The 18,337-nt window shown below is 70.8% G+C and carries 20 protein-coding genes and 1 pseudogene; 9 read left to right on the top strand and 12 right to left on the bottom strand.

The features are described 5' to 3' along the window. Positions 1 to 9 precede the first annotated feature (9 nt). The 5 genes from scpC to AC2H4J_RS19170 all read right to left on the bottom strand — a co-directional run bounded on the left by scpC (position 10) and on the right by AC2H4J_RS19170 (position 4,245). A complete protein-coding gene (scpC, locus tag AC2H4J_RS19150; RefSeq protein ID WP_487466489.1) occupies positions 10 to 1,533 on the bottom strand; it encodes a succinyl-CoA:acetate CoA-transferase ScpC in 1,524 nt (507 codons plus the stop codon). Positions 1,534 to 1,778: 245 nt separating this feature from the next. Continuing rightward, positions 1,779 to 1,955, bottom strand: coding sequence for a hypothetical protein (locus tag AC2H4J_RS19155; RefSeq protein WP_487466490.1), 177 nt, complete (start codon positions 1,953 to 1,955; stop codon positions 1,779 to 1,781). Positions 1,956 to 2,051: 96 nt separating this feature from the next. Further along, a complete protein-coding gene (locus AC2H4J_RS19160; RefSeq protein WP_487466491.1) occupies positions 2,052 to 3,212 on the bottom strand; it encodes a cytochrome D1 domain-containing protein in 1,161 nt (386 codons plus the stop codon). A 208-nt stretch (positions 3,213 to 3,420) separates the two neighbouring features. Beyond that, a complete protein-coding gene (gene msrA, locus AC2H4J_RS19165) occupies positions 3,421 to 3,936 on the bottom strand; it encodes a peptide-methionine (S)-S-oxide reductase MsrA (RefSeq protein ID WP_487466492.1) in 516 nt (171 codons plus the stop codon). Between the two features lie 153 nt (positions 3,937 to 4,089). Beyond that, complete coding sequence (locus AC2H4J_RS19170) at positions 4,090 to 4,245, bottom strand: Zn-dependent oxidoreductase (RefSeq protein WP_487466493.1); 156 nt, start codon at positions 4,243 to 4,245, stop codon at positions 4,090 to 4,092. Between the two features lie 39 nt (positions 4,246 to 4,284). Between AC2H4J_RS19170 and AC2H4J_RS19175 the strand changes: the two genes are divergently transcribed. From AC2H4J_RS19175 to AC2H4J_RS19190, 4 genes are read left to right on the top strand one after another with little or no spacing between them, the layout of a single operon-like run. After that, positions 4,285 to 4,731 carry an ester cyclase gene (locus tag AC2H4J_RS19175; protein WP_487466494.1) on the top strand — a complete coding sequence of 149 codons (447 nt, stop codon included), beginning with the start codon at positions 4,285 to 4,287 and terminating at the stop codon, positions 4,729 to 4,731. Beyond that, positions 4,728 to 5,156 (top strand): VOC family protein, encoded by a 429-nt coding sequence (locus AC2H4J_RS19180; protein WP_487466495.1) that lies wholly within the window; start codon positions 4,728 to 4,730, stop codon positions 5,154 to 5,156. The genes AC2H4J_RS19175 and AC2H4J_RS19180 overlap by 4 nt, the downstream gene beginning before the upstream one ends. A gap of 18 nt (positions 5,157 to 5,174) precedes the next feature. After that, entirely contained in the window at positions 5,175 to 5,912 is a 738-nt protein-coding gene (locus AC2H4J_RS19185; RefSeq protein ID WP_487466496.1) for a maleate cis-trans isomerase family protein, read from the top strand. 57 nt (positions 5,913 to 5,969) lie between these two features. Next, a complete protein-coding gene (locus AC2H4J_RS19190) occupies positions 5,970 to 6,545 on the top strand; it encodes a dihydrofolate reductase family protein (protein WP_487466497.1) in 576 nt (191 codons plus the stop codon). Between the two features lie 11 nt (positions 6,546 to 6,556). On the opposite strand, the gene AC2H4J_RS19195 is transcribed toward AC2H4J_RS19190, so the two are convergent. The 5 genes and pseudogenes from AC2H4J_RS19195 to AC2H4J_RS19215 all read right to left on the bottom strand — a co-directional run bounded on the left by AC2H4J_RS19195 (position 6,557) and on the right by AC2H4J_RS19215 (position 10,528). Next, positions 6,557 to 6,748, bottom strand: coding sequence for a hypothetical protein (locus AC2H4J_RS19195; protein ID WP_487466498.1), 192 nt, complete (start codon positions 6,746 to 6,748; stop codon positions 6,557 to 6,559). 70 nt (positions 6,749 to 6,818) lie between these two features. Then, positions 6,819 to 7,460: pseudogene (locus tag AC2H4J_RS19200) on the bottom strand (thiamine pyrophosphate-binding protein); the annotation flags it as partial. A 67-nt stretch (positions 7,461 to 7,527) separates the two neighbouring features. Continuing rightward, positions 7,528 to 9,324: a beta-glucuronidase gene (gene uidA, locus AC2H4J_RS19205; protein ID WP_487466499.1), complete on the bottom strand. Its 1,797-nt coding sequence runs from the start codon at positions 9,322 to 9,324 to the stop codon at positions 7,528 to 7,530. Between the two features lie 53 nt (positions 9,325 to 9,377). Continuing rightward, a complete protein-coding gene (locus AC2H4J_RS19210) occupies positions 9,378 to 9,515 on the bottom strand; it encodes a hypothetical protein (RefSeq protein ID WP_487466500.1) in 138 nt (45 codons plus the stop codon). A gap of 74 nt (positions 9,516 to 9,589) precedes the next feature. After that, positions 9,590 to 10,528: a DUF5996 family protein gene (locus AC2H4J_RS19215; protein WP_487466501.1), complete on the bottom strand. Its 939-nt coding sequence runs from the start codon at positions 10,526 to 10,528 to the stop codon at positions 9,590 to 9,592. Between the two features lie 790 nt (positions 10,529 to 11,318). Here AC2H4J_RS19215 and AC2H4J_RS19220 point away from each other — a divergent pair. Next, a complete protein-coding gene (locus tag AC2H4J_RS19220; RefSeq protein WP_487466502.1) occupies positions 11,319 to 12,941 on the top strand; it encodes a phospholipase D family protein in 1,623 nt (540 codons plus the stop codon). 162 nt (positions 12,942 to 13,103) lie between these two features. On the opposite strand, the gene AC2H4J_RS19225 is transcribed toward AC2H4J_RS19220, so the two are convergent. Then, positions 13,104 to 13,271 (bottom strand): Zn-dependent oxidoreductase, encoded by a 168-nt coding sequence (locus tag AC2H4J_RS19225; RefSeq protein ID WP_487466503.1) that lies wholly within the window; start codon positions 13,269 to 13,271, stop codon positions 13,104 to 13,106. 262 nt (positions 13,272 to 13,533) lie between these two features. On the opposite strand from AC2H4J_RS19225, the gene AC2H4J_RS19230 reads away from it, so the two are divergent. The 4 genes from AC2H4J_RS19230 to AC2H4J_RS19245 all read left to right on the top strand — a co-directional run bounded on the left by AC2H4J_RS19230 (position 13,534) and on the right by AC2H4J_RS19245 (position 16,965). Beyond that, a complete protein-coding gene (locus tag AC2H4J_RS19230; RefSeq protein WP_487466504.1) occupies positions 13,534 to 14,211 on the top strand; it encodes an amino acid ABC transporter substrate-binding protein in 678 nt (225 codons plus the stop codon). Further along, positions 14,208 to 14,876 (top strand): amino acid ABC transporter permease, encoded by a 669-nt coding sequence (locus AC2H4J_RS19235; RefSeq protein WP_487466505.1) that lies wholly within the window; start codon positions 14,208 to 14,210, stop codon positions 14,874 to 14,876. The genes AC2H4J_RS19230 and AC2H4J_RS19235 overlap by 4 nt, the downstream gene beginning before the upstream one ends. Further along, the gene (locus tag AC2H4J_RS19240; protein WP_487466506.1) at positions 14,873 to 15,628 is read left to right on the top strand and encodes an amino acid ABC transporter ATP-binding protein; all 756 of its coding nucleotides are present in this window, start codon (positions 14,873 to 14,875) and stop codon (positions 15,626 to 15,628) included. Before AC2H4J_RS19235 ends, AC2H4J_RS19240 begins: the two co-directional genes overlap by 4 nt. 98 nt (positions 15,629 to 15,726) lie before the next feature. After that, the gene (locus tag AC2H4J_RS19245) at positions 15,727 to 16,965 is read left to right on the top strand and encodes an FAD-dependent oxidoreductase (protein ID WP_487466507.1); all 1,239 of its coding nucleotides are present in this window, start codon (positions 15,727 to 15,729) and stop codon (positions 16,963 to 16,965) included. A gap of 28 nt (positions 16,966 to 16,993) precedes the next feature. On the opposite strand, the gene AC2H4J_RS19250 is transcribed toward AC2H4J_RS19245, so the two are convergent. After that, positions 16,994 to 18,232, bottom strand: coding sequence for an alpha/beta hydrolase (locus AC2H4J_RS19250; RefSeq protein ID WP_487466508.1), 1,239 nt, complete (start codon positions 18,230 to 18,232; stop codon positions 16,994 to 16,996). Between the last annotated feature and the right edge of the window lie 105 nt (positions 18,233 to 18,337).

An 18,337-nucleotide genomic window follows, 5' to 3' on the forward strand; every position in this document is an offset into this window, starting at 1 on the left:
GTCGACCGATCAGGGCCCGGGCACCATGCTCCCCGTCCGCACGTACCGCGCGTGCCAGCTCAAGGCCTCCTCGAGCAGATGGGGAGTGTGCAGGCCGTAGGCCCCGCTGAGCGCGCGGTCGAAGTAGTCCTCGAGCAACGGCCGGTAGTCCGGGTGCGCACAGTTGTCGATCAGCAGACGGGCTCGTCGGCGTGGCGCCAGTCCGCGCAGATCGGCCAGCCCCTGCTCGGTGACGATGACGTTGACGTCGTGCTCGGTGTGGTCCACGTGCGAGACCATGGGCACGATGCTCGAGATCGCTCCGCCCTTGGCCGTCGACGGCGTGACGAAGAACGAGATGTAGGCATTGCGGGCGAAGTCGCCCGAGCCACCGATGCCGTTCTGGATTCGGCTGCCCATGAGATGGGTGGAGTTGACGTTGCCGTAGATGTCGGCCTCGATCACCCCGTTCATGGCCAGAACCCCCAGCCTCCGAACGATCTCGGGGTGATTGCTGATCTCCTGCGGGCGCAGCACGATCCGGTCCCGGTAGTCCCGCGCGTTGTCGTTGAACTCGGCCACGGCGTCGGGACTCAGCGAGAACGCGGTGGCCGATGCCACAGAGAGCGTTCCCGACTTGAGCAGTCCGAGCATGCCGTCCTGGATGACCTCGGTGTACGCGGTGAGGTTCTCGAACCGGGACTGCGCCAACTCCGCGAGCGCCGCATTGGCCACATTGCCCACGCCCGACTGGACCGGGAGCAGTTCTACCGGCAGCCGTCCACGAGCGACCTCGTGCTCCAGGAACTCGATGAGATGGCCGGCGATCTGCCGTGAGGTCTCGTCGGGCGGCGTGAAGGCAGTGTTGCGATCGGGTGCGTCGGTCTCCACCACGGCGATGACCTTCTCCGGCGGGCAGCGCAGGTATGGCTCGCCGATACGGTCACCGGGGTGGACCAGCTGGATCGGGCGCCGGTTCGGCGGCAACGCGGTGCCGTAGTAGATGTCGTGCATCCCGTCGAGGTCGGAACTCTGCCAGGAGTTCACTTCCAGGATCACCGCGTCGGCCTGGTCGATCCAGGTCTTGTTGTTGCCGATCGAAGACGAGGGGATCAGCTCCCCGTCCGCGGTGATCCCGCTGACCTCGACGAGGGCAACGTCGAGATGACCGAGGAAGCCTTCCCAGACCATCTGAGCGACGTGAGACAGGTGGACGTCGATGTACTCCATGTGTCCGGCATTGATCTTCTGCCTGCTCACCGGGTCGGACTGGTACGGCAGACGCAACTCGATCCCGTCGGCCGCCGCGAGCGCCCCGTCCAATTCGGGTGCGGTGGACGCGCCGGTCCAGACGTTGATCCTGAACCGAGTGCCGGAGGAGTTCGCTTCGAGGATCCGCGTTGCCAGCGCGAGCGGCACTTCCTTTGGATAGCCCGCGCCGGTGAATCCGCTCATCCCGACAGTGGCCCCGGGGCCGATCATCGCCGCGGCTGCGTCCGCTGGGACGACCTTGCGAGCCAGCGCAGGATGGTGGATGCGTCCGCTTCCAGGCATCGTTCCCCCCTGCCTCGGGAACCGCGGCTGCGGACGAGGCTTCGCCAGGCCGCGGCTGCCCGCCGCAAGGAGGCGCTACCCAGCCGACCGCGGGGCGACACGGGTGCCGGCCGGATCACGGGGCACGCATGCCGATCCGGCTCGACAGCAGCTGACCCGTTCCACGCCGAGCCGGCGCGCCTGCTGGTCGACGGCTCTGCCCTGACGGGACTACGCGGCTCGCACGAGCTTCGGGGTCACCGCGGTCATGACCGAATGGCGCTGATCCGCTTTCCGGGACAGGTGGTGGTGGGTGTCGGCGAATTCAGGCTGGCGGTTGAGACGTCGTACACCTGCTGCCCGGGGCCCGGCGTGGGCTCGGGGACGTCGACGATGTCCAGGACCGCGGGGCCGCCGAAGCGGGTGATCTGCACGGCTCCCATGCCCGTGAGGCTCTGGCCTCATCCCGGCGGCAACGGAGCTCGGTCGTCAGCGTGGCGGGTCCGCGCTCGAGAGCAGGTCACCGGGACGGACTCCGGCTAGCCCGTCAGCAGCACCCGGAGCGTGCCGTCGTCGAAGTTCGTGACATACGCCTTCCGCCCGTCGGGGGTGACGGCGACGGAGGTGGGACTGACGCCGGTCGCGAGGCGGGCGACTACGGCGTTGGTCGACGTGTCGACCACGGACACGGTGCCGTCCTTGTCGTTGGCCGTGTAGAAGTGCGAACCGTCGGGTGCGTAGGTGACGTCCTGCGGCTGCGCTCCGACGTCCGCCACGGTGGCGACGACGGTGTTCGAGGCCGGGTCGATGACGGTCGCGGTTCCCCCGACGTAATTGACCACCGTGATCCGGCTGCCGTCCGGCGCGGCCTCGATGCTGTGCGGGCCAGCGCCCACCGGGATCGTCCCGACGATCTTGTTGGCCTGGACGTCCAGCACGCTGACTACATCTGTGAAGTGGTCTGTTACGTAGCCGAACCGGCCGTCCTTCGAGTACGCGACCCAGTGTGGGTTCGCCGCCGCTGGGATGCGCTGGACAACGGCAGCGGAGGCGATGTCGATGACGTCGAGTTGCGGCTGCAGGTACAGCGGGACATACAGGAAGCGTCCGTCCGGGCTCGGCGAGATGGCATAGGGCCCTGGGTCCACGGCGACCGCGTTCGTGACCGCGTCGGTTCTCGTGTCGACGTAGACGACGTAGGCCGAGCCGAACTTTGCGTCGTAGACCGAGACGAAGGCGCGCCGGCCGTCCGCCGAGAACGCGAGCCATTGTGGTGGCCCCTGCGGGACCGGGACGGTCGCCGTCACCGCGTCGGTCTTCGTGTCCACGCGCAGCAGCGTGCCGGCGCCAGGATCGGTCACGTAGGCGAAGGTGCCGTCCGGCGCGACGGCCACGAACTGCGGGGTGCCGCCCAAGGGGATCGACGCCCCCAGGGTCGGGGTGGCGAGGCTAGCGGCGGGTTTCGTGGGCCGCGACGCCGAAGCACCGTTTCGCGTCGTCTGCCCGGCCGTGGCCGGGCTGGTGCTGAGCGAGCCCGAGCCCGTCGCCGTGGGCCCCTGACGCCCGGCTGGGCCTCCGGCCGTGAGCAGCGCAATGGAGATCACGACGGCCGCGACCACGAGAACGGCGGCGACCGCGAGCGCGGCCGCCTTCCGTTGCCGTCTGCGTCGATGCCGCCCGTGTTCGGTCACCAGCGCCATCCCCCGTTCCCCGGAGAAGATCTCCTGCCCGGTGCGTGCAAGAAGCCGTCCTATCGTGCTCCCCATTCCTGTACGGGGCAGGGCCGGGTCCGACACGAGAGGCGTCGAGGCGGACGCCCCCTCGCAGGACGTCCGCCTCGACGTCGTCGCACCGATGGCCTCGATGGGCGCCCCGGATCGTCCGGGACGCGCCCACCGGGACCTCAGGTCATCGGGTGGTCTGCGCCTCCCGACGAGGAAGCACCCAGTCGGGGCGCACGTAGTGGCAGGTGTAGCCGTAGGGGATCTTCTGCAGGTAGTCCTGGTGCTCCTCTTCGGCCTCCCAGAACGGGCCGGCCGGCGTCACCTCGGTGACGACCTTGCCCGGCCACAGGCCCGAGGCGTCGACGTCTGCGATCGTGTCGAGCGCGACGAGCCGCTGCTCCTCGCTGGTGTAGAAGATCGCCGAGCGGTAGCTGCGGCCCACGTCGTTGCCCTGCCGGTCCGTCGTCGACGGGTCGTGGATCTGGAAGAAGAACTCCAGCAGTTCCCGGAACGAGATCACCTCGGGGTCGAAGACGATCTCGACCGCCTCGGCGTGGTCACCGTGGTTCCGGTACGTGGCGTTGGGTGTGTCGCCGCCGGAGTACCCGACCCGGCTGGCGAGGACCCCCGGGCGCTTGCGGAGCAGCTCCTGAGCGCCCCAGAAGCAGCCGCCGGCGAGGATTGCGGTCTCAGTGGTCACGTGTGCCTCCTTCTTGTTCAGCACGACTGGTGAACACGGCGACCCGGGCTGGTGTTTCCTCCTCGGTGCACGGTGCGACGACGTGCCCGGGCCGAGTACGGCTGGGCCGTCCTGCTCGGCTCCAGGGTGCCCCCGACTCGTGGGCCCACCAGCTCAGTTGTCCGACACGGGATGGTGGGTGTCGGCGAAGTCCAGGCCGGCGGTGGGGACGTCGTAGAGCTGCTGGCCGGGGGCCGGCGTGGGCTCGGGGACGTCGACGATGTCCAGGACCTCGGGGCCGCCGAACCGGGTGATCTGGACGGCACGCAAGAGGTGACCCTGTGGGCCCGGCTCCTGTCTAATGACGCGATGACGCCGGCAGAGACCGTCTCGACCTTCCACGAGGCCCTCGAGCGTCGAGACGGCTCGGCATTCGACCTGGTCGCGGAGGACCTCGTCCAGCACGCCGCAGGGCCACAAGGCCGCGACGGCCTGCGGACGACGCTCGCGGTACTCGACGGCGATCTGGACCACCCGACGGCGAGCATCCATCGCGTCGTGGCGGAGGGTGATCTCGTCGTCGTGCACCTCACGATGCACGGGCGTCACGTCGCGTCGACGATGCCGCTCCTCGCCGACCTGCCTCCGACGGGGAACGCCGTCGCGTGGGACTTCATCCACATCTGGCGGGTTGCCGGCGGTTCGATCGTCGAGCACTGGGCCTGCCGCGACGACGTCGGGCTGCTGGCACAGGTCGGGGGGTGGCCGCCGTCCCGGGGATCCGGAGCGAGCGGCCGAGGAGAGAGCCCGGGATGAGGACATTGCACGTCGGCCTCCGGGTCGGGGACCTCGAGCGCTCGCTCACGTTCTACCGAAGACTCGGGTACGAGGTGGTCGGAAGCGTGGCGGAGACCGAGTTCGGCAGCCTCACGATGCTCAAACTGCCCGAGGACGAGTTTGTGCGTCTCGAACTCGTCCACGATCCAGGCAGGGACGTGGCCGGTCCGGGCGGCCTGAACCATCTGGTCGTCCAGGTCGAGTCCATGGCGGCGACAGTCGCCCGTCTCGCCGCCCGAGGGATCGAGGTCGAGGCCCCCACGTCGCCCGACGGCTCCGAAGACTTCTGGACGGCGTGGGTCACCGACCCCGACGGCTACCGGATCGAACTGGTGCAATGGCCGGCCGGCCACCCCGAGGGGATGACCGCAGCGGACTTCCGGGGCCAGGGCGCTCGCAGCTAGGGATCGGGGAACCCCCGCGTGATCTCCATCGGCGTGCTGACGCCTCATGCCGCGGGCGGCCCCGCGGCCGAGCTGGACGCCATGGCGCCGGGCCAGGTCGTCACCCGGGTCTCTCGGATCCTCCCGTCGGACGCCGACGCCTCTGCGCCGGGGGAGCCGCCGACCACGCCGTCCGGCCTGCGCGCGTTGACCGCGCCGACAGTCCTGGACGCGGCGGCCGCAGGCTTCGCCGCCGGATCGATCGACGTGATCGGCTACGCCTCGACGAGCACGGGCTACGCCATCGGCTTCGACGCCGAGGCCGCCATGCTGGAGCGGCTGTCCGAGCGCTGGGGCGTCCCGGTGGCCGGAACGTCGCACTCTGCGGGCGCCGCGTGTCGCATCCTCGACGTTGGACGGCTGGCGTTGGTCCATCCGCCGTGGTTCGACGACGAGCTCAACCGCCTGGGCGCGGCGTACTTCCGGCGACAGGGGTTCCAGGTCGTCTCGTCGGAATCGGCCGGGCTCGCGAAGGACCCGGGACGCATCGAGCCCGGCGCGGTCATCGAGTGGATCTGCCGCCATGTCGGCGACGAGGCGGAAGCCGTCTTCATCGGGGGCACCGGCTTCCGGGCTGCGTCAGCGATCGGGACGCTGGAGGAGCGCCTGGGGCGTCCCGTGATCGAGTCCAACCAGGTGCTGCTCTGGTCGCTCCTCGGCCGGATGGAGGCGGACATCCAGGTCGGTGGATATGGCCGGCTTCTCGATCGGCGATGAGTTCCCATCGCCGTCGCGATCTGAACTACACCGATCACCTACACGCGAGGGACACAGATGACCGCCACGTACACCTTCGACGTCTTCTCCAGTCTCGACGGCTACGCCGCCGCCAGCTCCGGGTGGTCCGGCTACTGGGGCAAGCAGGGCCCCGAGTTGCTCGACCATCGCCTCGACCTGTACAGCTCGGAGCAGCGGATGGTCCTCGGGGCTACGACGTACCGGGATTTCACGGGGATGCTGGCCTCGAGCACCGAAGGGGACGACGTGCGCGATCCCTGGGTGACGCGGATGTGGAACTCGCCGGCGACGGTGGTGTCGACCACGCTGGAGGGACCTCTCGACTGGCCGGACGCGACCCTCGTCAGCGGGAACGCCATCGACGTCGTCGCCCGGCTCAAGGAGGACTCCGACGTGCCGTTGCGCTCGCACGGCAGCTTGTCGATGAACCGGGCGCTGATGGCTGCCGGCCTGGTCGACCTCGTGCAGGTGACGATCTTCCCTGTCATCACCGGTCGGACCGGGATCAACCCGGTATTCCAGGGAGCGGCCGACTTCGATCTGGAGCTGGTCGATCACCGGACGCTCGACGGTCACACGCAGGAGCTCGTCTACCGGCCCACCCTCCATTGACCCGTACGGCTTCAGTCGAGCTCGCCTCGCGGGAGATTGTTCGCAACCGTTCGATCGGGCCGTCCTGACCAGGTGTCCGCCCTGAACCCGGTGCGCGCCTGCGGCAGGAAGTCGCGGTAGGGGAAGTCGGTACCGAGCAGGAGGAGAAGGTCCGCCTCGTGGGTGGCCTTGTGCGCGGCGCCGTAGCCGAGCAGCCCGCTCATGCCGACGTCGTAGGGGTTGTCGTACTGGATCCATTCCTTTGCCGCCCAGCGCGTGCCCGACCGGGGCGTGCAGCCGGCCGGCCAAGGCCATGACCTGGTCGTGGGCGCCGCGGCATCCGGAGCCGCAGAAGAGCGTGACGGTGCGGGCGGCGTCGATGGCGGCGGCGAGTGCCTGCACCTGGTCGCGGGCGGGTTCTACGGGGGAGGGGGCGACCGCGAGGGCCGGACCCCGGGTGGGCCCGCCGAACTCCTGGCCGGCCATGTCCCCGGGCAGGACCACGCCGGACACGCCGCGCTTTCCGACCGCCGTCTGGATCGCGGCCCGCAGCGCATGCGGCATCTGCGCCGGCGTCACCAGCTCGCACCACACCGAGCAGTTCTGGAAGACCCGCTCGGGATGGGTCTCCTGGAAGAAGCTGGTGCCGATCTCCGTGGACTGGACGTCCGACGCGATCGCCAGCACCGGGGCGCCGCTGCGCTGGGCGTCGTACAGCCCCTGCAGCAGGTGCGTGTTGCCGGGACCCGAGCTACCCGCGCACACCGCCAGCCGGCCGGTCAGCTGCGCCTCGGCCGCAGCGGCGAAGGCGCCGCCCTCCTCGTGCGAGACGTGCACCCAGTCGATGCCGTCGGTGCGGCGGACGGCGTCGACGACGGGGTTGAGGCTGTCCCCGGCCACGCCGTAGATCCGCCGCGCACCGGCGTCCCGGACCATGGCGACGAGCTGCTCGGCGACGGTGGGGTGGGCCGTGCGGACGCTCCTCGTGCGATCGGCGGGGGACTCAGTCCAGGTGTCGCCACCGGCGACGCAGCAGGAGCGCGGCGGCCTTGGGCTTGCGGTCCCGGGTGAAGACGCCCTTCTTGTTGCCGCCGACCCGCATGACCCCGGGCACGGTGGCGAAGTCGGCGAAGTTCCACACCTGCTCGCCCACGACGGCGCCGATCCGGTCGAACACGCGGTGGTACATCGCCAGCAGTTCCACCTGGTAGCTCTCGCTCCACGGGGTGGGCAGGACGCCGTGCAGACCCTCGAGGGTGTCGGCCCCGTACTCGGTCATGATGATCGGCTTCCCGTACTTCTCGTCCCAGGCGCGGAGTTCGGCCTCCAGAGCGAGCTCGGCGTTCCGGATGTCTCCGGACTGGCCGTACCAGCCGTAGTAGCGGTTGAGCATGATGACGTCGAACAGGTCGGTGAGGACGTCCACGTCCGGGGTCGCGCCCATGACGTTGGCGAAGGCCACGGGGCGGGACGGATCGAGCTGTCGGGTCTCGGCCACGAGCGGCTCGAAGTAGTCGCGGGACTCCGGCGTCACCGACTCCGGCTCGTTCGCGATGCTCCACATGACGACGCTCGGATGGTTCTTATCGCGGGCGACGAGCTCGCGGATCGCCTGCCGGTGCGTCTCCCGGGTTCGCTCGTCGAGCGTCTCGTCGGAGAACGTGACGAACGGCTCGGCGCCGAAGGCGCCCGCTGCCAGTCCGCTGTTGATGCCCACGGCGGCGGTCTCGTCGATGACGACGATCCCGCGCCGGTCGGCGTACTCCAGAACTTCCTCGGCGTAGGGGTAGTGCGACGTGCGGAACGAGTTGGCGCCCAGCCAGTCCATGAGCGCGAAGTCGTGGACCATGAAGACGCTGTCGTGGCCCCTGCCGCGCACGGCCGAGTCCTCGTGCTTGCCGAAGCCGGTGAAGTAGAACGGTTCGCCGTTGATCAGGAACCGGGAGCCGTCTACCCGCACCGAGCGGATCCCGACCGGCAGGGAGTAGGAGTCGACCGGGGCAGCGCCGTCGGTCTGGCCGCCGTCCCACAGTTCGACGGTCAGGTCGTAGAGGTAGCCCTCGCCCGGCCGCCACGGGTGGACGTCGGACACGGTGAGCTCGCCGGTGGCGCCGGTGCGGCGGGCGACCTCGACGCCATCTGCGTCCCTCAGCGTGAGCCGCACCTCCAGGTCGTCGGCGCCCTGGGCCTCGACGTCCCACCGGAGGGTGCCAGTGCTGCCGTCGAGCCCCGGGACGACGGTGACGTCGCGGATGTGCGCCCGTGGGGTGGTGTAGAGCCAGACGCTCCGGTGCAGACCCGAGTAGTTGAAGAAGTCGAAGAGGAGGCGCTGGCGGGGTCCGGCAGGAGTGTCGTCGACGTACCCCGGCGGGATCGACTGCCAGTGCAGGATGTTGTTGACCACAACGGTGATCCGGCTCTGGCCACCCGGCTCGACGAGGTCGGTGACGTCGGCCTCGAACGGGGTGTACCCGCCCTCGTGCTCGGCGACCTGGGTCCCGTCGACCCACACGACGGCGCGGTGGGTGGCCGAGCCGAAGCGCAGCACGATCCGCTCGCCCCCCCAGCCGCGGGGAATCCGGACCGTGGTCTGGTACCAGACGTCACCGATGTGGCCGTGCAGCTCCGCGTCGGGATACACGTCGTTGTAGCTGGCCGGCACGGGCATCTCGCGCACCCCGGGGAGCGGACGTTCGGCCCAGCCGTCGTTCCGGCCGGTACCGTCGGCGTCCAGCGCGAAGCGCCAGACTCCGTCGAGCGATCGCCGCTCACGAGTCGGGGTGTCGCGGGGTGGCAGCATGTCGCTCCTCGCACGATCGGCGGCTCGTCGGTGACGTGCCCGGGTAGGGATGCTCAGTCGTCGTCGACGCGACCGCTCCGGCCGTCGGCGGTCGCCTCGCTGCCGCTGCCCTCGTGGTTCCCGCTGCAGGCGGTCACCGCCAGCAGGGCGCCAGCGAGCTGCACCGAGCCTCGGACGCGAGCGGATGACATCCCGATCCTCTGGCGGTAGGGGGTGTTCCCCATCGTGGCCGCTCCTGCAGCGGTCCGCCTGTCGTCGGAAACGCTCACGACCGGTGTCGGTCCAGCCGGTTCGGGTGGTCCTCCAGCGCGTCCCGGTCCCAACCGGCGCGCGTCGCGGCCGCCTCGTAGGTGGTCTGGAGGAACTCGGCCACCATCGCGTCGGGGTCGTCGGCGGCGGCGACCACCTCGTACGGGAGCAGGAACTCGCCCAGTTCCTGGCTGAAGTACGCCCCCGGCGGACCGGCCGGGTGGTCGGCGAAACCGGGTGGTTCCGGGTAGGCGTAGGCGTAGAAGGCACCCTCGTCCCCGCCCCCGGGCCAGAAGCCCGCGCTGGACAGCTCACCGGAGTAGCCCTCCACCATCACCCAGTCCGGGCAGTTCGGGGCGCCGCCGGGGTGCGGTGGGGCCGACCGCCCGGAGAACCTCGTGCAGGCGAGGTCCATCGCGCCCCAGAAGAAGTGGACGGGGCTGACCTTGCCGACGAAGTGCGAACGGAACTGCCCGAGGACGCGGTCGGCCTGCAGCAACTGACGCCAGAAGAGGTGCACGGCGGCGTCGTCGTAGGAGGCGTCGGAGTGGTTCTCGGCGAACGGGATCGCCGGGTCCACCTCGTTCGGGCTCGCCAGGATCTGCGTCTCGATCCCGAGCTCGGCCAGGGTGGTCGTGATCCAGGCGTAGAACTCGGCGACCGACCGGGTTTCGAGCGGCAACCGGCGGGTTTCCCCGTCACTGCTCCGGATCTGGAGGAGGTGGTCGACGAAGTCGAACTCGATGTCAAAAGCACCGTTCCGCCAGGGGATCGCGGAGGTGGTCAGACCGCGCGGGCTCACGTACAGGGTGGTGTTCCACCAGTGGTTGAGCAGGGGGGCGTGGGCCATGCGGATCTTGCCGACGATCTGCAGCCACATGTGCAGGGTGTCGCGGGTGGCGGTCCAGTCCGGGACCCGCAACCGCGGCCATGCCGGGGACACGTGCTCCGCCATGGCATCCCTCCGCCCTCGTGGGTCGGGCCGCGTCCCGAGGCCGCGGACCCGACCATGCCAGGCGCCGCGAGGCACCGCCATGGCTGGGGCGGACGCCGACGTCGGCCCGGAACAGCGCACCGGCCAGCGGGTCGGCGTCCGGGGGGAGGATCTCCGGGGAGCTCGTGATGTCGCTGCCGGACTGGGCTCCGCCGTCAGCCCCACCGAGAACCTGCAGCTGCAGGTCTGGCGCAGGGTGCCCGGCCCCGCGCGGACGCCGCGCCCGGGGATCGGGGTCGGTTCGACGGTGCGCACGGGATCGCGTGTGCAGGTCGGTGCCAGCCGGTTCGCGGCCAGCGCGGCCGCGGTACCGAGCGCGGTCCCCGCCAGGACGTCGCTGGGACAGTTGGTCCCGGTACGGACGCGGGACTAGGCGACCGCCCCCGGCGAGCCCGGAGGGATAGCTCGCCGACGACAAGCGGTCCCCGGCCCACGCCACGGCCGGCACTGCGAGGTCGAGGGCTGGGGAGTGCACGGCCGCGGTCCGCCGGAACACCGCACTGTCCCACCTGCGTCATGCCCGGAGCACCTGGCGTTGCGGCGAGGGGGCGATGACCGCTGCCCAGCAGGACCACCCGTTCGATGCCATCCGGCCTCCAGGTCCGAGCCGCGGTGTGTACGCCCGACTACCCCGCCGTGGATCTCGACGCCGGCTCGGTCGAGCCGGGCACCCGTCGGCATACCCGGGCAGCGGGCGGGGTAGCCGCCCGCTGACCCGGGCGGCCCGGGCCCAGAAGGGCGGTGCAGGGTGGTGCCCAGGTCTCCGATCCACCGTCGGGCGCCGCGCTGGGCGCGCGAACTGCATGGCGGCCACCCGTGGCTGCTCACCGACGAGCAACGGGGCAACGGCGCCTCGGGCCTGCCGGCCTGGACGGAGGGCAACGCCGTCCAGGCGCTGATCGACGGGCGCAGCTATCTGTCCTCACTGGCCGCCGCGCTGGAGGGAGCCGGCCCGGAGGACGTCGTCCTGTTCGCCTGCTTCCGTGCCGAACCCGACGAGCTGCTCGACGACGGGGGACCCCCGCTGTCCGCCGCGCTGCTCGGCACAGCCCGCCGGAAGGCCCACGTGGCGGCGCTGTTGTGGCGCTCCCATCCCGCAGCCCTGGGCCACACGCTGGGGCAGCACCAGGACCTGGCCCGCGTGCTGACCGCGGCGGGCGGTCAGGTCGTGCTCGACCAGCGGGTGCGGCCGCTGGGGTGCCACCACCAGAAGTTCGTCGTCATCAGGGGCACGGCCGGCGACGTCGCCTTCGTGGGGGGCATCGACACCGCCCGGACCCGGCGCGACGGTCCCGCGCACACCGGTGACCCGCAGGTGCAGTCGTTCAACGATGCCTACGGGCCCACCCCGGCCTGGCACGACGTCCAGTTGCGGATCACCGGTCCGGCGGTGTCCGACGTCGCAACCGTGTTCGTCCAGCGATGGGCCGATCAGGCCGCCCCGACTCGCTGGCCGTGGCAGACCATCCCCGACCGCCTGCGCGGTGCCGCGCGACCGGTCCGCCCTCTTCCACCGTCCGAGCCGCGGCCGCGACCGGCAGGAAGCTGCACCGTCCAGCTGCTGCGGACCTACCCGCGGCGTCGGCTGCCCTATCCGTTCGCGCCGGACGGCGAGCGCAGCGTGGCCCGCGGCTACGCCAAGGCGGTGGCCAGGGCGCGCCGGCTGGTCTACGTCGAGGACCAGTACCTGTGGTCGACCGACGTCGCTCGCATCTTCGCCGCCGCCCTCCGACGCTCGCCGGCACTGCACCTGATCGCCGTCGTCCCCCGGTACATCGACGGCGAAGGCCGCTTCGACGCGCCGGCCTCGCTGCTCGGGCGGAACTCCGCGTGGCGGACGGTGGTGGCCGCCGGCGGTGAACGGGTGCAATTGTTCGATGTCGAGAACGAGGCCGGTCGCCCGGTGTACGTGCACGCCAAGGTCACAGTCGTCGACGACGTATGGGCGGCCGTGGGCAGCGCGAACCTCAACCGCAGGTCCTGGACGCACGACTCGGAGCTGACAGCGGCCGTACTCGACGAGCAGCGCGACGGTCGGGAGCCGATCGACCCCGGCGGCCTGGGGGACGACGCGCGGTCGTTCGCCCGTGGACTCCGGCTGGACCTCATTGGGGAGCACCTCGACAGGGACGACGGTGACGATGCGGGCCTGCTCCACCTCGAGGACACCGTGGCCACTATGCGCGGGTCCGCCGATCGACTGGACGCGTGGCACGCCGGCGGCCGCCAGGGACCCCGCCCGCCGGGCCGCCTGCGCAACCATCGACGGCACGACGGTCCGGCATGGGCGCGGTGGCTGATCACCCCCGTCTACAACCTGGCCTACGACCCCGACGGCAGGCCCTGGCGGATGCGCGCCAGGCGGGACGCCTGACCGGCGCTCCGATCGCCGGTGGGGTGTCGATGATCTTCCCCGACGACCTGGAGCCCGTGTCCGGGTAGACCCCACGGTTCGACTTGGTGTCCGAGGGGCGACTTGCATCCCCACGTTCAGCCGCAGAACCGCCTCAACGCCTCCGCGGGGCAGACAGATGTCTCACGACAGGGAGTGGTGGGTGTCGGCGAAGTTGACTCCTGCGGAGCTCACCTCGTAGAGCTGCTGACCGGGCCCTGGCGTGGGGTCGGGCAGCTCGACGACGTCGAGGACCTCGGGGCCGCCGAAGCGGCTGATCTGCACGGCATGCATGTTGGAGCGGCTGGCCATCGGCCTTCCGGGGCCGGACTCGCCGGCTCCGGTTGATCATGTTGTGCGACTTGACACGCGGCGGAATGCTTGCGCGTGGGGGCGGTTCTCCCTGGCGGCAACACCCCGTCTGCCAGACGTCGTCACCCGTGACCCGATGAATCCGGAGCCCTCTGTGCGCACCCGTCTGTCCGTGTCCATTGCCCTCGCCGCAGCCCTCCTGCTGACGGCCTGCGGTGGGGGCTCCAACGCTGGAAGCGGCAGCTCGAGCAGCTCGAACGGCGTGCTGACCGTCGCCACCGAGGGCACGTACGCGCCCTTTTCCTTCCACGCCCCGGGCTCCAACGAGTTGACCGGCTACGACGTCGAGGTGGCCAAGGCCGTCGGCGCGAAGCTCGGCAAGAAGGTCGAGTTCAGCGAGACGCAGTTCGACTCGATCTTCGCCGGCCTCGAGTCCAACCGGTACGACGTCATCGCCAACCAGGTCACGATCAACCCCGAGCGTCAGGCGAAGTACCTGTTCTCCGTGCCGTACACCGTGTCGAGCGGCGTCGTGGTGACGCGCGCCGACGACGACAGCGTCCACTCGCTGTCGGACGTCAAGGGCAAGCGCAGCGCGCAGTCGACCACCAGCTCGTTCGCCGAGGTGGCCACCAAGGCCGGCGCGCAGGTCGAGCCCGTCGAGGGCTTCACCCAGGCGATCACTCTCCTGAAGCAGAAGCGCGTCGACGTCACCATCAACGACAGCCTGGCTCTTCTCGAGTACACGAAGACCACCGGCGACAAGAGCGTGAAGATCGCTGCCACGATCGACCAGCCGAGCAAGCAGGCCCTGGTGTTCCGCAAGAACGAGACCGACCTGCAGAAGCAGGTCGACGGCGCGCTGAAGGACCTCCGCGCCGACGGAACGCTCGCCCGCCTTTCGAAGAAGTACTTCGGCGAGGACGTCAGCGGGGAGTGAACGCGATCGACTGGGGCCTGGTCCGCAGCAGCCTCGCCCCGCTGTTCGACGGGCTGGTGCGTGGAACGCTGCCGCTGACGGCGGTGAGCTTCGTGCTCGGTCTCGCGCTGGCGGTCCTGCTGGCGCTGATGCGGCTCTCGCATCGGCGCCCGGTGTCGGCGGTGGCCAGGGCCTACGTTTCGATCATCCGTGGCACGCCGTTGCTGCTCCAGCTGTTCATCGTCTTCTTCGGGCTGCCCTCGCTCGGGATCACTCTCAGCCCGTGGCCCAGCGCGATCATCGCCTTGTCCCTCAACGTCGGGGGCTACGCCTCCGAGGCGGTGCGGGGGGCGATCATCGCGGTGCCCCGCGGGCAGTGGGAGGCGGCGATGACCGTCGGCATGAGCCGGACGACGACTCTGCGCCGGGTGGTGCTGCCCCAGGCCGCCCGGATCGCCGTGCCGCCGCTGAGCAACACGCTCATCTCGCTGGTCAAGGACACATCGCTCGTGTCGACGATCCTGGTCACGGAGTTGCTGCGCAAGGCGCAGGAGATCGCTGCGCCCACCTTCCAGTTCTTCACGCTCTACGGCGTCGCCGCCGTCTATTACTGGGTGGTGTGCCTGGTTCTGTCGTTCGGTCAGACCCGGCTGGAGACACGGCTGTCACGGCACGTGGCCGTATGAGCGCTCCGCTGCTCGAGGCCCGCGGGCTGGTCAAGACCTTCGGCACCAACCGGGTGCTGCGTGGTGTCGACGTGGTGGTGCCCTCGGGGTCGGTCACCTGTCTCATCGGGCCCTCCGGCTCCGGCAAGACGACGGTGCTGCGCAGCCTCAACGGCCTGGAGATGCCAGAGACCGGGACGGTGCGGATCGGCGACGTCGCGCTCGACTGGGCGACCCGGCCCGACGCTCGCGCGGTGTCCCGGCTGCGCGGCCAGAGCGGCATGGTCTTCCAGGCTCACAACTTGTTCCCGCACTTCACGGTGTTGGACAACGTGACGTCGGGGCCGGTGTTCGCGCAGGGGCGGCCGCGCGCGGAGGCAGAGGAGGAGGCCCGGGCACTGCTGGCCCGCGTGGGTCTGACGGACAAGGCGGACGCCTACCCGGTGCAGCTTTCGGGTGGGCAGCAGCAGCGCGTTGGCATCGCCCGCGCACTGGCCACGCGGCCGCAGGTGGTGTTGTTCGACGAGCCGACCAGTGCACTGGACCCCGAGTTGGTCGGCGAGGTGCTGCAGGTGATGCAGTCGCTGGCCGCCGAGGGCTGGACGATGGTCGTGGTGACCCACGAGATGCGGTTCGCACGGCAGGTGGCCGACCAGGTCCTCTTCCTCGACGGCGGCGCGGTGGTGGAGCAGGGCCCGCCGGGGGAGGTGCTCGTCGAGCCCCGCGAGCCCCGCACCCGGCAGTTCCTGCACCGCTTGCTCGACCCCTTGTAGCCACTTCCCCGGCGCCCACCTCCGTCCCGCCTGGGACTCGGTTGCGCGCGGGACGGGAGGGCGTCCACTGTGGACTCCGTCCTCTCCGGGAGGTTCCTGTGGCCGAGGTGGACTGCTGCATCGCTGGTGGCGGGCCGGCGGGGATGATGCTCGGGTTGCTGCTCGCCCGCCAGGGCAGAAGCGTGGTGGTCCTGGAGAAGCACGGAGACTTCCTGCGCGACTTCCGAGGGGACACCGTCCATCCCTCGACGCTTCGGCTGCTCGACGAGCTGGGACTGGCCGAGGAGTTCCTCGGGCTTCCTCATCAACAGGTGAGGAAGCTGGGCGTGACCACCGACGACGGCACCTACGTGCTGGCGGACTTCGGCCGGCTGCCCGGCAGGTTTCCCTTCCTCGCGCTCGTGCCCCAGTGGGACCTCCTCGACTTCCTGGCAGACCGGGCGCGGCGCTACCCGGAATTCGAGGTGCGGATGAACGCGGAGGCCGTCGAACTGCTACGCGAGAACGGTCGGGTGTCCGGGGTTCGCTGGCGGACTCCCGGCGGCGGTGAGCAGGACGTTCGCGCACTGCTGACCGTGGCGGCCGACGGGCGCGACTCCACGCTCCGCGGGGAGACGGGTCTGCGATTGCGTGCGTTCGGGGCACCGATGGACGTGCTGTGGTTCCGGCTGCCCAAAGCCGGCGCGGCATCGGTCTCGACGTTCGGGGGTGCCGGTCGCATCACTCGGGGGCGCATGCTGGTCCGGATCGACAGAGGGAACTACTGGCAGTGCGCCTACCTGGTGCCGAAGGACGGCTTCGCCGCCCTGCAGGCCGCCGGTTTCCCCGCGTTCCGCAGCGATCTGGCGCGCCTCCTCCCCGAGGGCATCGAGCCGGAGGCGCTCCGCGGCTGGGACGACGTCCGTGTCCTCAGCGTGCGGGTGGACCGGCTGACGCGGTGGCACCTGCCAGGGCTGCTGCTGATCGGGGACGCCGCTCATGCCATGTCGCCGATCGGCGGCGTCGGCATCAACCTGGCGGTGCAGGACGCCGCAGCGGCGGCGCGCCTCCTCGCCGGCCCCCTGGGCGAGGGCATGGTGCCGCCTCGGATCCTCGCTCGAGTGCGACGACGCCGGCTCCTGCCCACCGTCGTCACCCAGTTGGTGCAGCGGCTAATCCAGACGCGGGTTCTCAGCCGGATCTTGACCGGCGACCGCCCGGTCGGCACACCGCGGGTCTTGCGGCTGCTGGACCGGTACCCCGTGCTTCAGGGGCTGCCCGCCTGGGCGGTCGGGATGGGGATGCTGCCGGAGCACGCCCCGCCTGCTCCCGCCGCTGGGGTGGCGGCGGACCGTTGACGCCCCAGGGACGGCGCGAGGCGACCGGTCAGCCGGCGCAGGCCGACGCGGTGGAGCGGGTGACACAGCCGAGGAACGCCGCTTCTCGGGCCTGGTAGGTGGACGGGTCGGCGTTCCACGACTCCACGTGGTCGGCCCCGGGCACCCGGACTTCCTCGACCATGTGCGGGCGGGCCGCGCGGAGGGCGTCACTGGTGCCGATCGGAACCGTGCGATCGGCCGTGCCGTGGAACACCAGCGCCGGCACCCGCAGCCAGGTGCCCGGGAGGTAGTCGGTCGCGGACCAGTTGACGTCGAAGTGCCACCCCGCGATCCACTCGGCCGTCGAGGTGAGCACTCCGGGGATCGGCAACCCCAGCGGCAGTGGTTGTTCCTCGGCGCCCAGGTCGACCGCTGCGCGGAGGGACAGAGCCGGCGCATCGAGGACGACGCCATTCACCAGCCCCGCCGTCCGGGAGTGCTCGAGGAACGCGGCCACGATCGAGCCGCCCATCGACGAGCCGAACAGCACCACGTGCTGCGCGCCGTGCTCGCCGGTCCAGCGCACAGCCTGCTCGAGGTCCCGCCATTCGGTCGTGCCGTAGCCGTAGCGCCCGGACGGGTCGCGGGGGGCGCCGGTGTCGTTGCGGTAGCTGATGTCGAGCACGGGAAGCCCCGCGCGGGCCGCCGGGACCATCGCCCGCAGCGGCTCCTCGCGGGTGGCCCCCTTGCCGTGCACCATGACCATCCACGTCGGCGACCGACCGGGCACGAACCAGGCCGGGCAACTGCCCCCGGCGCACGGGTATCGGACGTTCTCGAACGGGACGCCGGCCGCGGCGGCTGGGTCGGTCCACACGTCCCGCGAGGTGCTGGCCGCCGTCCCCGGTGACGGTGCAGTGCCGCTCACCACCTCAAGGGCCCGAGTGCTCGTTCCGTTCGGGCCCGGCTGCGGTGTGCCGGTGAGGACCCCAGCGCCGCCGAACCACCTCAGGCCGTAGACGTCGGAGGTGTCGAATGCGTGCGCGTCCTCGTCGCCGGTGTGGTGCAGGGTGACTCGCCCGTCGGTCACGGCGCTGACCGTCACGTTCCGGTGCGGGGTGGCCGGCGGCGGGGCGACGGCCAGGGCCTGGGAGTCGATCTGCCCGGCGTAGTACCAGCCGGCTCCTCCGAGCAGGGCGACGGCGAGCAGTACCGGGACGGAGAGGGAGACAATCGTCCGTCGCAGCCTGCGCCGCCGGCGCGGGGACACTGTCGGCCCCGACGTCGGTGTACCGCTGGCCGCCACGTCCGCACGGTAACGCCGTGAGTGACGCGACGGCCGGCGCCGCATGTGACGAGCGTGGACCAGGCCTGGCCGGCTGATCGCCGAGGCCGTCCGCCGCCATGGGTG

This window comes from Blastococcus sp. OS1-29 (genome assembly GCF_057628075.1).

Coding starts and splice junctions, on each gene's coding strand:
- scpC (WP_487466489.1), bottom strand. CDS start 1,533: ATGCCTGGAAGCGGACGCATCCACCATCCTGCGCTGGCTCGCAAGGTC.
- AC2H4J_RS19155 (WP_487466490.1), bottom strand. CDS start 1,955: ATGGGAGCCGTGCAGATCACCCGCTTCGGCGGCCCCGCGGTCCTGGAC.
- AC2H4J_RS19160 (WP_487466491.1), bottom strand. CDS start 3,212: ATGGCGCTGGTGACCGAACACGGGCGGCATCGACGCAGACGGCAACGG.
- AC2H4J_RS19175 (WP_487466494.1), top strand. CDS start 4,285: ATGACGCCGGCAGAGACCGTCTCGACCTTCCACGAGGCCCTCGAGCGT.
- AC2H4J_RS19180 (WP_487466495.1), top strand. CDS start 4,728: ATGAGGACATTGCACGTCGGCCTCCGGGTCGGGGACCTCGAGCGCTCG.
- AC2H4J_RS19190 (WP_487466497.1), top strand. CDS start 5,970: ATGACCGCCACGTACACCTTCGACGTCTTCTCCAGTCTCGACGGCTAC.
- AC2H4J_RS19195 (WP_487466498.1), bottom strand. CDS start 6,748: ATGAGCGGGCTGCTCGGCTACGGCGCCGCGCACAAGGCCACCCACGAG.
- uidA (WP_487466499.1), bottom strand. CDS start 9,324: ATGCTGCCACCCCGCGACACCCCGACTCGTGAGCGGCGATCGCTCGAC.
- AC2H4J_RS19210 (WP_487466500.1), bottom strand. CDS start 9,515: ATGTCATCCGCTCGCGTCCGAGGCTCGGTGCAGCTCGCTGGCGCCCTG.
- AC2H4J_RS19215 (WP_487466501.1), bottom strand. CDS start 10,528: ATGGCGGAGCACGTGTCCCCGGCATGGCCGCGGTTGCGGGTCCCGGAC.
- AC2H4J_RS19225 (WP_487466503.1), bottom strand. CDS start 13,271: ATGGCCAGCCGCTCCAACATGCATGCCGTGCAGATCAGCCGCTTCGGC.
- AC2H4J_RS19240 (WP_487466506.1), top strand. CDS start 14,873: ATGAGCGCTCCGCTGCTCGAGGCCCGCGGGCTGGTCAAGACCTTCGGC.